The following is a 16,390-nucleotide window of genomic DNA, read 5'->3' as shown; positions in this document are numbered from 1 at the left end:
ACCGGGTAATGATCAGAAGGAGGGATGAACGTGCGTACAATTGGGATATTGTCTTTTGATGATCCAGTAATAGATGGATCGCGGAAAATATTACATGTTGATATGGACGCTTTTTTCGCCTCAATCGAGCAACGAGATAACCCGGAATATCGCGGGAAACCAGTCATAATCGCCCGCCACCCCAAGGAAAATTCGGGGAAAGGTGTGGTTTCGACGGCCTCATATGAAGCCAGAAAATTTGGTGTTCATTCTGCCATGTCGGCTGCGGAGGCATATCGTCTGTGTCCGCAGGGGATTTTTGTTTCCGGTAACTATGAAAAATATCGTGAGGTATCGCAACAGGTTCGCGCAATTTTCAAACGTTATACCGATATCATCGAGCCCTTATCCATTGATGAGGCCTTCCTTGATGTCACCAAAAATAAGATGGGACTCGCTTATGCGATGGATGTCGCCAAGGAAATCCAGACTGCCATCTATCAGGAGCTAAATTTAACTTGTTCCATCGGCGTATCATATAACAAGTTTATCGCTAAACTCGCTTCGGACTATCAAAAACCATTTGGCATGACTATCATTACCCCCAAACGCGCGATTCCCTTCCTAGAGCAATTGCCTATTGAAGACTATTATGGGGTTGGGACGAGATCGGCGGAAAAAATGCATGATTTGGGCATTTACACGGGTGCAGACCTGAAGAATTTGTCACAAGATGAGTGCATTCAATATTTCGGCAAGGCCGGCTTAGCTTTATATGAACGTGTACGTGGGGTAGATAACCGCCCTGTCAAAGTGTCAAGGGTACGCAAATCCATTGGTAAGGAGCGTACTTTTTACCCATTTCTCTACCACGACAATGAAGTCGAGGAAACCTTGCGCAAGCTGGCAGGAAGTGTCAGCAAAGCCATGAAGGATAAGGGTGTGCACGGTAAGGTAGTGACCTTGAAGTTTCGTGATGCGGACTTTACTACGGTTACAAGGCAGCGGTCCTTGGTGGATTCCATTGTTGATACAGCGGATATTTATTTTTATGCAGCGGATTTATGGCAAGAGTATGGGGATGTGTCAAAAGGTGTGCGTCTACTTGGCATCACCTTGTCCGATTTAACTGAAATTACTTTTGAAAATATCCGCTTAAATCTATTTGAAGATCAGAAAGAAAAAGGTTCTCCTGGTGCAGTGGATGACAACCGCAAGAACCAAGAACCGAATCAAGACAATCAAACAGAGCCAGAAGCTTTTTAGTTTGATTGACCGACAATAAACTGAGGAGCGAAGCAAATGGCTACCAAACATGAGCAAATTATCCAATATATTAAAAATTTACCAATTGATGCCAGAATTTCGGTGCGTAGTATTGCCCGTAATTTAAAGGTTTCTGAGGGAACTGCCTATCGTGCCATTAAGGCGGCTGAAAACCTACATCTGGTGGCAACCAAAGAACGCGTCGGCACAGTGCGGGTGGAAGAAAATGAAAATCGCCGCATGCAACATCTGACGATTGAGGAAATTATCAAAGTAACCGACTGCCAGGTACTTGGTGGAGCGACGGGGCTTGACCATGAAGTCCGCAAATTTATTATCGGTGCCATGGAAGCAGATGGTATGCGTCGTTATATCGAACCAAACGCCTTGATGATCGTTGGGAACCGAGAGGAAATCCAACGTATCGCCTTGGAAAATGATATCGCCGTACTGATTTCAGGTGGTTTCAAGCCGAGCAATGACATCGTGGACCTAGCCAATGCGCGCGAAGTACCACTATTAAGTGTGACCTTCGATACCTACGCAACGGCTACCTTGATTAATAAGGCCATGATAGAGCGTTCAATGCAAAAAGATATCCTACTCGTTGAAGATATTTATATCCCGTTAAATCAAACGCAGTTCCTATATACCACGGATACTATTACCGCCTACCGCCAGTTATCTGAAGACTCTGGTCATACCCGTTTTCCAGTATGTGAACCAGATGGAAAACTTGCAGGGATTATTACTGCCAAGGACATTTTGGACTTTGATCCAGAAACACAATTATCCAAAGCGATGACAGCTACGCCAATTTCTGCCAAGAAACCAATGTCAGTAGCCAGCATTACGCACATGATGATTTGGGATGGACTTGAAATTTTGCCAGTTGTTGATGAAGATGAATACTTACAAGGGATTTTGTCACGACAAGATGTCTTACGCACCCTGCAATACACGCAACAAACGGAGCAAAGTGAAAACCGCATCGAGATGTTGCTTGCGGACAAATTAAAATTTGTAGACGCGCAAGATGATTTTACCAAGGCACGCTACCGTTTCTTGAGCGACGTTTCTCTAACAAATGATTTTGGTGCCATGTCCAATGCCCTACAAAGTGCCATTGTTCAGCTAGCCATCAAACAATTTGTGAAGAAAACGCAAGACAAAGCCATTGTCGTGGACAAGGTTACAGTATATAATTTGAAATTAGTGCCGCTACAAAGTACCATTGATATTGTACTGGAATTCTTAGATGTATCCCGTCGATCTATGGAAATAGATGTGACCATTTACCACGGTAAACAAATTATGACCAAGGCACTGGCTAGTGTGAAATCACTAACCAATTAATAAATGTAATACCAACAATCATACAAATGAAATTTTTAGGACTTAGAAAGAGGTCAATATGTTAGATAAAATATTAGCTGCAATCGTTGAACATGATGTCATTATTATCCACCGTCACGTTCGCCCGGATCCAGATGCCCTAGGCTCACAAATGGGCTTAAAGGCCGTGCTGGAAGAAACTTATCCAGGCAAGGAAATCTATGCAGTCGGATTAGACGATGATTCCCTTGCAGAATTCGGGGATATGGATGACATCAATGATGATAAATATAAAAATGCTTTAGTTATCGTGAACGATTCAGCTAACCGCCCACGTATCGATGATCAACGCTACAAAAAGGGTGCAACTTTAGTTAAAATTGACCATCATCCAAATGAGGATCCATACGGGGACTATATGATTGTGAAACCTGAAATTTCTTCTACGTCAGAATTATGGGCTTCTATCGTCTTAGACGAAGACAATGCCTTACAAATGAATGATGAAGCAGCTAAATGTTTCTTCCTAGGTATTGTTGGTGATACCGGTCGTTTCCTATATGACAACACCACACCAACTACTATGGCAATTGCAGGTGAATTATTGCGTTATGACTTCCCCGCATCTGACTTGATGCAAGAATCCAATACACAATCCATTTCGCAAGCACGTTTGCAAGCCTATGTCTTACAAAATATGAAATTATCAGCTCAAGGTACAGTGAACTCTGTGTATATTTCACAAGACTTATTACAATCATTAGACTTAACCGCTAATGAAACCTATCAAGTCGTTCAAATCCCTGGTACCATCGAAGGCGTCATCACCTGGGTCAACTTTATTGAGCAACCAGATGGTAAAATTCGGGCCCGCATCCGCTCTAAGGGTCCAGCAATCAACCACATTGCTGCCCAACATGATGGTGGTGGTCATGAGAAAGCTTCAGGTGCCAACGTTTATTCTGAAGCCGAAAAAGATGAATTACTAGCCCAATTAGGCGAAGTTGCTATCGCATACCGTCGCGAACACTTTTATGACTAAAATTGATTGAATGACAAAATAAGCCTGAGTATTGACTAGAAAACTAGTGGATGCGCAGGCTTTTTTGTGAGCAAATGGTTGCAAATTGCAAGGGCTGGATTGTCCCAAATGATGTGACTTATTTTTGTCAGATAAGTCACATCTAGGGGGAATCGTGACTTATTAACACAGGTAAGACAAAAATCACCTATAAAAAAAGACGATGCCGAGGCACCGTCTTTTTAAAGTATATGCGTATTATTGAACCCAGCAATGGCCGTTTTGGCGTAAGAGCTCGTCGGCTTCTTTAGGGCCACGTGATTTACCTTCATAGGTTGGTAAACTTGTGATGCCGTCGTTTTTCCAGTTTTCGATAATTGAATCAACGATACGCCATTGTTCAGCAAGTTCGTTCCAAGTTGAGAAGTTGGTTTGGTCGCCGATAAGAGCATCGTAAATTAATTTTTCGTATGCATCTGGTACATAGGCGGCAATTAATTCATCCACATCTGAATTGATGGTTACAAGATTTGGCGCTAGGGCTTCACCTGGTAATTTTTGATTCAAATGGAAGGCAATGCCGGTTTCAGGTTGAATACTGAAAGTAATGCGTGTTTGATCTGGATTGCATGGTTTTGCAATATCAGCTTCATTTACTTTTTCATTCAAGATGATTTCAACAGTGGTGTGTTTATCAGCCAAAGCTTTACCCGTTTTGAAGTAGAACGGCACATTACCCCAACGGTCATTATTGACTTGGAAGTAACCAGCAAGGTAGGTTTCAGTAACTGAATCCTTGGCCACTTCATTTTCATCTAAGTAGTTGATGAATTCACCATCAGAACTTGCAGTGTATTGTGCACGCACCATTTGTTTATCGGTTTGTTCTGGTGTGAAAGAAGCAATCTCCTTCATGAAGGCTAATTTACTTGCATGTACAGCATCTTGATCCAAGTTTTCAGGCAATTCCATACCTAACAATGTTGCTACTTGTAAAATGTGGTTTTGGAACATGTCACGAATGGCACCAGATTTGTCATAATAACCACCACGAGTACCAACTGGCATATCTTCAGCTAGGGTAATTTGGATGTTTGAGACATATTGGCTATTTAACATGGCTTCAACTACAGGGTTGAAGTAACGTGTTGTAAGGATGTTTTGTACCATTTCTTTACCAAGATAGTGGTCAATTCGGTAAATATCTTTTTCATCGAAAGATATTTCTAAGGCCTTGTTTAATTCACCAGCTGATGCTAAGTCAGTACCAAATGGTTTTTCAAGGATTACACGGTGGGTACCACCATCGGTTACGATGCCAGCATCTTTTAGACCTTTGGTAATATCAGGGAAGATGGATGGGGCAGTTGAAAGGTAATAAAGATTCTTGCCACCAGTATTGAATTCTTCAGCTAATTTATCCATTGAAGTCTTTAAGTTATCATAATCTTCGGCTTTGGTTGCATCATGTGATACGTAGAAGAAATGTTGAATAAAATTATTTACAGTGGTTTCGTCAGCTTTTTGATCACTAATCGAATCTAAAACAATCTCGCGGAAATAGTCGTCAGACCATTCACGACGTGAGTTACCTAATAGGGCAAAGTTTTCAGATAGTAATTGGCGTTGATATAAGCGGAATAAAGATGGGTAAAGTTTACGACGCGCTAAGTCTCCAGCAGCGCCAAACATAACGATAAGCCCACCAACTTGTTTATTAGTCATTATGCTACATCCTTTCATAGTTCTCATTTATTATATACGAATGTTCGATGCTTTCACAAGGATATGTACTTGATTTTCTTAGGAATTTTTAATACAGCTATTATTATAGATTTCACAAGAAAAATGGTATACTAGTTAGGATGAGCAAAAAGAACAATTCTTGCGTTGATGCGCAAGCGAGAAAGGTGGGAGACGATGTCTTTTACACAATATGATTTTAAACCCTTTATTTATGAGGCTCTTGCAGATTTAAACTTTACAGAGCCGTCACCTATTCAAGCCAGTGTTATTCCTAAAATTCAAGCAGGGCGTGACGTGATTGCCCAAAGCCAAACAGGTTCTGGTAAATCACATGCATTCCTATTACCATTATTGAACAAAATTACGCCAGAGCACCACACACAATTGGTGATTACAGCGCCAAGTCGTGAATTGGCTGAGCAGCTATATCAAGCAGCCCGTCAAATTATTTCATTCTCACCGGATGAAATTCATATTGAACGTGCTTTTGGTGGTACGGATACGCAAAAACAAGCAAGCCGTTTGGAATCAAACATGCCGCAAATTGTTGTGGGTACCCCTGGACGTTTACTAGACTTAGTCGACAACAATAAAATCTCAGTGCATCAAGTACGCGATTTCGTTGTAGATGAAGCCGATATGACGTTGGATTTAGGTTTCCTTAATGTGGTTGACCAAATTGCTGGTCGTATGCCGAAAAACTTAAAAATGTATGTTTTCTCAGCAACTTTACCACCAAAATTAAAACCATTCTTGATGAAATATATGTCTAATCCAGATTGGTCAACAATTGAAGCGAAAAACAAGATTTCAGATACAATCGAAAACTTATTGGTACCTGTGAAAGGTCGCGACCGTAAAGCCTTGTTATTCGATACGCTAACAATTGGGCAACCATATTTAGCATTAATCTTTGCGAATACCAAAGAAACAGTTGAAGAAATTTACAAATACTTGAAATCTCAAGGTTTGAATGTTGGTCACATTCATGGGGATTTACCAGCGCGTGAACGTCGCCGTGTGATGAAACAAGTGCAAAACTTAGATTTCCAATATGTAGTGGCTACTGACTTAGCGGCTCGTGGGATTGATATTGATGGCGTTTCTCATGTCATCAACTACGAAGTACCGAATGAATTGGAATTCTTTATTCACCGTGTTGGTCGTACTGGCCGTCAAGGTAAACCAGGTACAGCGATTACTTTCTATATTCCAGAAGAATTGAAAGATATTGAATGGTTGGAAAATAAAGGTATCAAGTTCGAATTTAAGGACATCAAAAATCACCAAATGATCGATGGTAAAGACCACGATGCTCGTTCTGCACGTCAAAGAGCACCTGAAGTGGATAACGCTGTTGCCGGTATGATTGAACGTACCAAACGTAGTAAGGTAAAACCTGGCTACAAAAAGAAATTAAGTCGTCAAATTGCGAAACACAATAAAGACACACGTATGAAAGATCAACGAATCAAACGTCGTGACCAACGTAAACGCAACAAAGAAGAAAACAAAGTCGATTATTAAAATTAGACTGCGCCAAAAACCGTTTAGATTTGAACCGTTGGAAGAAAATGAAATTCAAGCCCGTACTTTGGGATTGAACGAATTTTCTGAAACGCAGTCAAATCTGGTTTTTGAAACAGATTTTAATAGACTGCGCCAAAAATCGCTTAGATTTGAAGTGCACGTCAGAAACAGGCTGGGAGCTAACTTGCCCCAGCCTGTTTTTTACTTATATGTAGTAAATAGATGAATTTTCAGGTGATTTATTCATTTATTCATCCAAATAAATGAATGATTTTATCGCTTTTCACTTATATGGCAGAATAAGTGAATCATAAAGTAAATTTTTCAATTATCGAAAGAAAATAAATGAAAAATGCCAACCCATCCTATCAACGCCCCATCCAATAAAAAAAGAGGATGGGACAAAAGGCTCTAAAAAGGCATACACAATTCTTAATAAGACTTGTGTACGCCTTTTACTTTGAAAAAATTCTTATTATTTTTGATTGAAATATATCATGGGAACAGGTTAAAGGACTGAAAGTGTAGTTCCTTAGCCGTGAAAGGGTATGAAATCGAGACCTTGGCTCGATTTCAAATTGAAAGACCTTGGCTTTCAATGGTCCCACGGCTCACAAGGAACGTACACTGTAAGGACAAAAATCTATGATTTTAATTTTTTGTCCCAGCCTCTTTGATGTTTAATCTTTTGGTATTTTGATGACTTGTACTTTTTTCAGTAGTTGCCAGATGCGCACTAAGGCGAAGAGGTACATCAATTCTAATTGGTAAATGGCATATAGGCCAAATAAATTACATACTGTTATCACGATTAGGGGCATGGTGATGGCTACGATTGCTAGATGTAGACGCATTTTAAATTTCAAACGTAAGCGAATGGCATCTGGAAGTAAACCAATAATGATGGCAATCATGATTGCTGCTAGTAAAATATTGAATAGATTTCCTAGTACTACCATGATGAATACAAGTGGATAGTAAGCTAGGCTTAATGTCGACATGGCGATTACGATTTCTTTTAAGCCTTCGCTGCTCGCTGAATCAGCCAATTGATCGTAGGTAAAGGCCATGGCTTGTCCCATGATAGTCAGTGTAACGTTGTCGGTGTTGTTTTCTAAGGTTATTAGACTGCCGTTACCAGACGTGACTTGATCAGTTGTTATTTGGTTGTCAGGGTCATAAGCATAGGTCATTAAATCCGTTTTGAATATGAATGGCTCTGTGCCGGATGCTGTCATTTTGCCATCTGCTATTTCATAGGCTGGAATTTGATTGGCTACTGATTGCCCATTGCTTGCTAATAGGTCAAATACTTGAAGAGTGTCCAAGAAGTTTGGGATGGAGGCTAGGGAGACCAACAGCAAGGTATAGGCGAACATGCGCTTATAAGAGTAGGCGATGACACGGATGGTTTTTGGATAATTTACGATGGCATCATATAAGATGACGAGTAGGTTGGTTTCTTTCATACATTCGCTCTTTTCTGTAAACTCGAAGGAGTCGTTTTGTGGAGAAATGGTGATTTCTCATACTAACTTCTATTATAACAAAGTTTAATGTAAAAATATGCCTGGGTGTTCAAGCTGTAAGCAATTTATTAAAAAATGAGAATTTAATAAGCAATATTTTTTGATATTTAACACAAGGATTGATATGATGAACTTACAACAAAAAACTTAATTTCTAAGGAGGAATTTTTAATGGCTTTTGAATTACCAGAATTACCATACGCTTATGATGCTCTAGAACCTTACTTTGATGAAGAAACAATGCACTTACATCATGACAAACATCATAACACTTACGTGACTAATGCTAACGCTGCATTAGAAGGTACTGAATTAGCTGACAAATCTGCTGAAGAAATTTTAGCAAACTTTGATTCAGTTCCAGAAGACAAAAAAACTGCTGTTCGTAACAATGTTGGTGGACACGCTAACCATACTTTATTCTGGGAACAATTTGCTGCTAATGCAGGTGGAGAACCTACAGGCGCATTAAAAGAAGCTATCGATGCTAAATTCGGTTCATTTGCTGAATTCCAAGAAGCATTCAAAACTGCTGCTACTGGTCGTTTTGGTTCAGGTTGGGCATGGCTAGTTGCTGACAACGGTGAAGTTGCTATCACTTCAACACCAAACCAAGATTCACCATTAATGGAAGGTCAAACGCCATTATTAGGTATCGATGTATGGGAACATGCATACTACTTGAAATATAAAAACGTACGTCCAGACTACATCGCTGCATTCTGGAATATCGTTAACTGGGATGTTGTAGCAGAACGTTTTGACGCTGCTAAATAATCATCTTTCAGTGTAAGCTAATAGAAGGTGGGCATGACGCTCACCTTCTTTTTTATTTAACTAAGTGATATCAACTCTATAGTTGACTATTAAAAAAAGAGACGGAGGTTAGGACAAATTGATGCCAACCTCGTTTGCTGTATCGTGAACGATATCATTCCTGAATAATGCGCGGTTCGAGACAAAAACGCGAAATTGTATCGAATGAAATTTCATTCGATAAAAAAATGATGTTTCTTACTGAATGACGGTTCATTCAGTACAAGGCATAAAAGCTATCTAGAATGGGGGTTCTATTCAATAAAATAATCTTTTTTTTATACCATAGCCATTTATTCGATATAAAAACCAAAAAATTCTCGAATGACAGTCCCATTCGAGAATCGCTGTTTTCTAAACAAGTACGGGACAATGCTTTCTCTGATATATTTCAATCAAAATTTATAAGAATTTTTTCAAAGTAAAAGGCGTACACAAGTCTTTTTAAGAATTGTGTACGCCTTTTTAGAGGCCTTTTGTTCCAACCCCTTTATCATATTAATTGTTTTTATGCGTTAGCTGATTTTTTCTTTTTACCATAGATATAGATAACAATTAGGACAGCACCTGTGGCTATAGTAATGATAGTGCCTAGTACAAGTCCTTCTGGTAGATAGTAAAAGGAAACGTCATAAGTTCCAGCCTCAGGGAATTGAATACCCATAAAGCCACCATCAAGTAGTTCAACAGTGTCAACTGGTTCGCCGTTGATACTTGCATGCCAACCTTTAGCGTATGGAATGGTTAACATCAAGTATTTACTTGGATCATCAACCGTTACGCTTCCCGAGAAACTTGTATTATCAAAGCTGTCTAGTTGTAAATTGCCTGCTGAAAGGTTTGTAGACATGGTTTTAATCGTTGCCGGATCAAGGGTATAGAGGTTGACATCAGACAGTGTTGTGTCATCATCTAACAATTGAATCGTAAATATTTTCTCGGTATTTTGGTCATCACTCGCAATATTGAATACTTGGATGGATTGATAAGAAGTATCGTAATCTAGCTCCTCACCATCAAGGAAGTATTTTACTTCCTCATCATCCAAATAAGACGGCACGGTAATATAGTAGGACTGGTTGGACTTCATATTAATGTGAATATCAATGAAGGAATCCTCCCCTGAATCATCGCGGGTATAGGCCGTATTGACCATAGATTCATCTTGAGAAGTCACATGGAAGAGATCAATACTGGCGAAATTAGCAATCTCAAATTGATCGAGCGATACGCCATCTGTAGGCCCTTGCCCCAATAAAACATTCAGCAATTCATCTTGCAGGTAAATGGGGTTGACATCGGACGCATCAACCTCAGTAATGGCTTGATCCACCATATAGCCTAGAGATAGGGCGTTGGGATTTTCATAAACCAACATTTGATTAGTAACTTCAGCCACATCATATAGGCCGAGGTCAGCGCGGTGTGACGTCACACGGTCGGACAAATTCCCTTGGTCAGATGCAAATGGTGTGAGTGAAAAGTAGTATTTTACCCCAAATAAGGCATCTGTTAATAGGGTACCCGTCGTATAGTTTGTGAAACCATCACTCATCGGAAAACCAAGTTGCTTGAACAACTGTGTGGTGTTTCGTTCCAACGTCGAGTTGAAATGATTCAAGTCGTAGTAACCCAATTGCATGGCATCATTTTTGGTACGCTGGAAGGTCTTGGTCATACGATAGAATTCATTTTCGCGAGGGCTATAGGACGACACTAAGGGCTTTGTTTCACTAATGTAAGTAGCAAAATCGTCCTCTTTCAAGTAGGAAATGCTAGCAATTGTGATGACTGAATTGGCAAATACTTCACTGGCTGTAATCACCAACAAGAGCGCATATATCAATTTATCGAAGTCAGCAGCCATAATCAGTAGCGCCGCAATGCCGACAAATAGGATAAAGGTAATAATGACAGTTGTGGCTGAAATATAATCGAACTCATCGATTCGGTATAAGAGATAGCCGCACGCAGTGGCAAATACAAGTAGCAGTGAGAGGGCTGCTTTCATTGATAAAGTTGGTTTTAGTCTGTATACCTGATAGCCTATATACAATAGGAAAAATGAAAATACGAATGAAAAACGGTATGGGTACCAGATGGGATATTGGAAACCATGCCAAACTAGATTAAAGGCCGATATATTCATTGATAGTAATAAAATCACAGTCACTGCCAAGGCTGCTAATCGTTCACTTAGTGCAATTTTCTTATAAAAGAAGAAAAGGATGGCCATGATTAATGGGAGGCTACCGATAAATACATTTGGTAAGCCGTCCGGCATCTGATCGAAATTAAAGGGACCGAGCACAAATTTAGAAACAATATCATAGATGGGATAATCGGCTTTTAATTCGAGTGCTGGTGACGATTGTGCACCTTTGGATGTCGCCAAAGCATAAAATGTTGGCAACAATAGAAAGGCGGATAAACCACCCCCAGCCAGAGACCAACCTGCAAATTTAGCGGTGGTAGTTGTCAGATAGCGTTTGATTGTGGTGAAATAGCTGGGCGCAAACTGACTTGGTGTAGCTAAACTATCGTTTAAAGTTGCGGCCATTTCTGGTTCATGTAAGTCCTTTTTGCTATGTGCAACGAATCGATAAGCATAAAATAGGACGACGAAGATACAGATCATATAGCCGATATAATAGTTGGAAATTAAAATGGTAGCTAACCAAAAGGCATAGGTCCAACCTGCTTGACCCCGCATGATTTTCTCTAATCCCCAGATAAGGAAGGGCAGGAAAATGACACCGTCTAACCACATGACGTTTAATTGGTTGGCGGATAGGTAGCCGATGAAGGCATAAGCAAAGGAAAAGGTGAGTGATTGCCAGGTCACTTCATTATATAGTCTACCTAACATGTACTGGAAGGCAGCAGCGCCAGTAGCTAATTTTAGGACGACAATCAGGGCTACGGCAAAGGATAACCAAGATTGCGGAAAGATTAAGAGTAATAGGAGATAGGGCGACATGAGGTAGTATGACCAGGTGCCGACCATCTCACCACCGGTAGCTTTGGTGAAGGAATAGAATAGTTGGTCCCAATTCCCATAAAAGACGTCGCGGTAGTATTGGTAAAAATCAACATATTGTTGGCCCAAATCGACAGTTAGTATGGTGCCGTTGCCAAAGGGCGCAATTTGTAATCCCACGGCAAAGAAGGTGCCCATCAAGACAAAGACGGCTAAGAATAAGCCAATCATTGCTGATTTGAGTGGGTGTTTTTGACATATTTTTTGTAGTGCTTGAAATAGTTGCGTCATGACACGTACTCCTTTTTTGAATTGCTATTAGCATATCATATTTATAATTCGTGGCGGCTTACCAAAGCACAAATTTACAAAAACTAAATGTATGTATGCATTTTCAAAAGAATCTTAATAATTTCCATACATGTATACAGGGGTTTTTGTGTATAATATAATAGATTACATTGTCCAAAATTATTGGGAATTTTTGGCAACAGTAAGTGTTTTATTGAAAGTAGGTGATAAGTTGGGTCAACATGATCAAAACAAACAAAAACTTCACAAAAAAACTGAAGAAAAGATAGAAAAGTCGGGGTATGACGATAATCAACCAAAAAGACGCGCACCCATTTGGGGTCCCTTTTTAAGCCGATTAAATGTGATGATGATTGCCATCTTTGTCTTATTTGCGGTATTAATTTTACGATTAGGTTATCTGCAATTGGTTCAAGGGGATATGTTCTCTGATTTAGTCAATGCGACAGAAACAACGATAGTTGAGGAATCGGTACCACGTGGGCTTATTATCGATGCCAATGGCGTGGTAATGGTGGATAACGAACCATTACAAGCTATTTCTTATACGCGCGGCCAACAAGTGTCGGGTGAAGATATGGTAGCTACAGCCAATGCATTAGCAAATTATATTGCGGTATCGATTGAAGATGTGTCTGAGCGCGATTTACAAGATTACTTTGTCGCTGCCAACACTGATTTAATCAATGATCGATTGACGGAAGAAGAATTAGCCGCTGCGGATGATGAGATTTATAGTATTCAGTTATCATATGTAACGGATGAAGATATCAATGGATTATCGAATCAACAAAAAGAAGCAGCTGTTATCTTTGCCAAAATGAATGCAGCATCTGCCTTATCCACTGTCTTTATTAAAAATGAAGAAGTGACAACTGAAGAAACGGCAGTGGTTGCAGAACATGCCAAAGAATTACCAGGTGTGAATGTGACGATGGATTGGAAACGAACTTATCCACTTGATTCACTGCTACGTTCATTATTAGGTGGTGTGACAAGTACTGAAGAGGGTATTCCTAGTGATTTACAATCTTACTACTTGGCTAAAGGCTATGCCTTGAATGACCGTGTAGGGACCTCATATTTAGAATTAGAATATGAAGATTTATTGCGTGGTTCGAAAACGACTTATGAAACAGAAGTCAGCCAAGATGGGGATATTCTTCGAACAGAACAAACTTATGAAGGTGAGATGGGTAATACCATTCAACTATCCATTGATTCTGAATATCAAGCAGAGCTTGAAGAATATGCAACCCAATATCTTGAATCTGCAAGTGATCCAGCCAACAATCAAATTTATATTGTTGCTTCGGATCCTCAAACGGGTGAAGTATACGCCTTGGTTGGAAAACGAAAAACAGATGACGGCGAAATTATTGATGATGCCCTTGGTACGATCAACTCTTCATTTATTTCAGGGTCTGTTGTCAAAGGGGCAACGATTGCAACTGGATATGCGACAGGTTTACTCGAAGTAGGTTCTGATAATGTGAAAACCGATGAACCACTATACTTCTCTGGAACACCAGTAAAAGGTTCTTGGTGGTTTACATCGAATAATGATTCAGCACCAAGAGAGTTGACAGATAAACAAGCCTTAGCCTTGTCTTCAAACATCTATATGATTAAGATTGCCATGGCCTTAGGTGGTATCAACTACTATGAACCAAATATGGACTTAGCTGGTCTTGATACAGATGCTATTTATAAACAAATCCGGTCTCACTTTGCTGAATTCGGTTTAGGGGTTTCAACTGGTATTGATTTGGAAAATGAATCAACTGGTATTAATGGTGGGAAAACTGCTCAGCCTGGTAATGCACTTGACTTGGCTTTTGGTCAGTTTGATACCTATACACCAATCCAATTGAACCAATACATTTCAACCATGGCCAATGGTGGTACACGTTATGCGATGCACGTCTTGGATAAAGTCTTAGCGCCTGCTGAAGATACAACTGAGGGTGCTGTGGTGTATGAATATGAACCGACAGTATTAAATCATGTGTCACTAACAGATGAAGAATTACAAGAAGTTCGCGAAGGTATTTGGTCAGTTGTGAATACAAGCGAAGGTTTGGGTTACAATATTTTCAACGGATTCCCAATTGAAGTAGCTGGTAAATCAGGTACAGCCACAATAGATGATGTTTATGAAAATTCTACTTGGGCAGGTTGGGCGCCTTATGATAATCCAGAAATAGCCGTTTCCATCGTTATTCCAAATACAAAACCGGGTATTGCTACCTCAGCACAAGCAATTGCGCCTGCTGTATTAGGTTTGTACTATAATATTGATGAATATCAACAAGCGATAGCAGATTAAGTCATGAATCAGAAGGCTGATATTTTCTTCCAGCCTTCTGATTTATTGTATTTACGAGTAAGGTAAAAAATACTTGGCATATGTATATAGATTATGATACAATACTCAAGTATGGTTACTGTATATCAGTTAATAATTTTATTGTATTGGAGGGGTATCGCATGCGTGTGAATATTATTTTAGAAAACACTGAACTAAAAGGTGAACGTGTTTACTTAACAGAAAAAAACCGTCGTAACAATCCAGACCGTTTAGAAGTAAAAAAATATAGTCCAAAATTACGTAAAGTTTGCTTGTTCCGTGAAGTTAAATAACTACGTATTCAAACCGTTGAGCCTCTAAGGTTTTAGCGGTTTTTTATTTTAATTCTTCTGTTAAAGTAGCATAAAAGTAGCAGTTACAAGCCTAAGTTTTCTAGCTTATCCGTGATATTCGATTCCATTTTCTTGGTTACGTGGGTATATATCTCAGTAGTCATCTTGCTGTCAGAGTGTCCCACACGCTCCATGATAGCTTTCAAAGGTACGTTATTTTCAGCAAGTAGTGATACGTGGGTATGTCTAAAATAATGAGATGAGAAACTTTCGCTATTTGGATATCCTAATTTAGCGCCTGCGCGTTTTAGTGAATTATTGAAGGATGTCACTTGGATTGGTGTTCCGCTTGCCGTTGAAAAAATATAGCCGTCTTGATTGCCACTTTCAAGGCTATCTAATTTCATTTCCATAATTCTTTGTTTGACTAAATCCACACATCTATCTGTTAGACCAATCTCACGATAAGATTTTGATGTCTTTGGCAAGCCTTTGGTTGCGTGTTTATACCCGTTATTAGTATCAATTGTACCGTGCAGCTTAACGGTTTTTCGATTAAAATCAAAGTCCGATTCTTTTAAGATAATCGCTTCACCAATTCGGCAACCGGTTAGATACATAAACTCAGCAAGTCTTGAAAGTCTACCAGTTTTCTTATGCTGATTTAAGTAGCTGATGATTGCTTCCGCTTGTTCTTTTTCAAAATACTTAGCACCAATCTTATTTAGATCATCTAGCGTTTGAGGTTGCTTCACAAGTTTTACGTTTTCCATCGGTGAGTATTCGATTATCGACATATCCACTGCGTACTTCAGCAATTGACCTAGCATATTTTTTACGGATTTAGTATACCCATAAGAATAATTTTCCAAACCATTAACCCAGTTTTGCAAATATCTACTATCTAGATTATTGACTAAAATATCCATATCAATAGTTTCTTCTATTTTAGATTTAATTGCGTTGTGTGTTCGAATACTACCATTTCTAAGCGTTTTAAGGTGCAGTGGGTACCATTCTGCCATGAGTTGATTCAAAGGCATAGATGTGCCTTTTTTAGTATTTAAAACAGTGACAATTTTATCGTCAAGTATCTGCCTAGCCTTTCTTTCAGCTTGTTTGGACTTACTTGTCAAAGTGACGGACTTATACTTGCGTTTTTCGGTGTAAGGGTCTGTATATGATTCTGTGTATTTAAATTTCCCGTTTTCCAATTCTTCCATCCACATGGAT

Annotated in this window: 11 protein-coding genes; 7 read left to right on the top strand and 4 right to left on the bottom strand. The window is 39.5% G+C overall.

Annotated features, from left to right (window positions below; translation table 11 throughout):
* Nucleotides 1-30 precede the first annotated feature (30 nt).
* Genes dinB through B9P78_RS00445 form a run of 3 tightly spaced genes read left to right on the top strand, consistent with a single transcriptional unit; the run spans nt 31 to nt 3,622 of the window.
* Nucleotides 31-1,245: a DNA polymerase IV gene (gene dinB, locus B9P78_RS00455; RefSeq protein WP_199445710.1), complete on the top strand. Its 1,215-nt coding sequence runs from the start codon at nt 31-33 to the stop codon at nt 1,243-1,245.
* 36 nt (nt 1,246-1,281) lie between these two features.
* Nucleotides 1,282-2,601: a DRTGG domain-containing protein gene (locus tag B9P78_RS00450; protein WP_094517635.1), complete on the top strand. Its 1,320-nt coding sequence runs from the start codon at nt 1,282-1,284 to the stop codon at nt 2,599-2,601.
* A 58-nt stretch (nt 2,602-2,659) separates the two neighbouring features.
* Complete coding sequence (locus B9P78_RS00445) at nt 2,660-3,622, top strand: bifunctional oligoribonuclease/PAP phosphatase NrnA (RefSeq protein WP_094517634.1); 963 nt, start codon at nt 2,660-2,662, stop codon at nt 3,620-3,622.
* A 237-nt stretch (nt 3,623-3,859) separates the two neighbouring features.
* On the opposite strand, the gene zwf is transcribed toward B9P78_RS00445, so the two are convergent.
* A complete protein-coding gene (gene zwf / locus B9P78_RS00440) occupies nt 3,860-5,326 on the bottom strand; it encodes a glucose-6-phosphate dehydrogenase (protein WP_233487621.1) in 1,467 nt (488 codons plus the stop codon).
* 195 nt (nt 5,327-5,521) lie between these two features.
* Between zwf and B9P78_RS00435 the strand changes: the two genes are divergently transcribed.
* Nucleotides 5,522-6,874: a DEAD/DEAH box helicase gene (locus tag B9P78_RS00435; protein ID WP_094517632.1), complete on the top strand. Its 1,353-nt coding sequence runs from the start codon at nt 5,522-5,524 to the stop codon at nt 6,872-6,874.
* A 683-nt stretch (nt 6,875-7,557) separates the two neighbouring features.
* Here B9P78_RS00435 and B9P78_RS00430 read toward each other — a convergent pair.
* Nucleotides 7,558-8,346, bottom strand: coding sequence for a DUF1189 family protein (locus B9P78_RS00430; RefSeq protein WP_094517631.1), 789 nt, complete (start codon nt 8,344-8,346; stop codon nt 7,558-7,560).
* Between the two features lie 231 nt (nt 8,347-8,577).
* On the opposite strand from B9P78_RS00430, the gene B9P78_RS00425 reads away from it, so the two are divergent.
* Nucleotides 8,578-9,183, top strand: coding sequence for a superoxide dismutase (locus tag B9P78_RS00425; RefSeq protein ID WP_094517630.1), 606 nt, complete (start codon nt 8,578-8,580; stop codon nt 9,181-9,183).
* Nucleotides 9,184-9,730: 547 nt separating this feature from the next.
* Here B9P78_RS00425 and B9P78_RS00420 read toward each other — a convergent pair.
* A complete protein-coding gene (locus B9P78_RS00420) occupies nt 9,731-12,493 on the bottom strand; it encodes a YfhO family protein (RefSeq protein ID WP_094517629.1) in 2,763 nt (920 codons plus the stop codon).
* A 148-nt stretch (nt 12,494-12,641) separates the two neighbouring features.
* On the opposite strand from B9P78_RS00420, the gene B9P78_RS00415 reads away from it, so the two are divergent.
* Complete coding sequence (locus B9P78_RS00415; RefSeq protein ID WP_233487620.1) at nt 12,642-14,843, top strand: penicillin-binding protein 2; 2,202 nt, start codon at nt 12,642-12,644, stop codon at nt 14,841-14,843.
* Between the two features lie 161 nt (nt 14,844-15,004).
* The gene (gene rpmG / locus B9P78_RS00410) at nt 15,005-15,157 is read left to right on the top strand and encodes a 50S ribosomal protein L33 (RefSeq protein ID WP_094517628.1); all 153 of its coding nucleotides are present in this window, start codon (nt 15,005-15,007) and stop codon (nt 15,155-15,157) included.
* An 83-nt stretch (nt 15,158-15,240) separates the two neighbouring features.
* Here rpmG and B9P78_RS00405 read toward each other — a convergent pair whose 3' ends face one another.
* Nucleotides 15,241-16,386, bottom strand: coding sequence for a site-specific integrase (locus B9P78_RS00405; RefSeq protein WP_094517627.1), 1,146 nt, complete (start codon nt 16,384-16,386; stop codon nt 15,241-15,243).
* Nucleotides 16,387-16,390: the final 4 nt, after the last annotated feature.

Origin of the sequence: Aerococcus sp. 1KP-2016, assembly GCF_002252085.1 — a bacterium.
GTDB lineage: Bacteria > Bacillota > Bacilli > Lactobacillales > Aerococcaceae > Aerococcus.
The sequence above is the reverse complement of the archived record's forward strand: the minus strand, read 5'-3'. Positions and strand labels throughout refer to the sequence as shown.

Bases quoted from the DNA above. Each gene is read 5' to 3' on its own strand.
- B9P78_RS00450 (WP_094517635.1), top strand. From the start codon at position 1,282: ATGGCTACCAAACATGAGCAAATTATCCAATATATTAAAAATTTACCA.
- B9P78_RS00445 (WP_094517634.1), top strand. From the start codon at position 2,660: ATGTTAGATAAAATATTAGCTGCAATCGTTGAACATGATGTCATTATT.
- zwf (WP_233487621.1), bottom strand. From the start codon at position 5,326: ATGACTAATAAACAAGTTGGTGGGCTTATCGTTATGTTTGGCGCTGCT.
- B9P78_RS00435 (WP_094517632.1), top strand. From the start codon at position 5,522: ATGTCTTTTACACAATATGATTTTAAACCCTTTATTTATGAGGCTCTT.
- B9P78_RS00430 (WP_094517631.1), bottom strand. From the start codon at position 8,346: ATGAAAGAAACCAACCTACTCGTCATCTTATATGATGCCATCGTAAAT.
- B9P78_RS00425 (WP_094517630.1), top strand. From the start codon at position 8,578: ATGGCTTTTGAATTACCAGAATTACCATACGCTTATGATGCTCTAGAA.
- B9P78_RS00420 (WP_094517629.1), bottom strand. From the start codon at position 12,493: ATGACGCAACTATTTCAAGCACTACAAAAAATATGTCAAAAACACCCA.
- rpmG (WP_094517628.1), top strand. From the start codon at position 15,005: ATGCGTGTGAATATTATTTTAGAAAACACTGAACTAAAAGGTGAACGT.
- B9P78_RS00405 (WP_094517627.1), bottom strand. From the start codon at position 16,386: ATGTGGATGGAAGAATTGGAAAACGGGAAATTTAAATACACAGAATCA.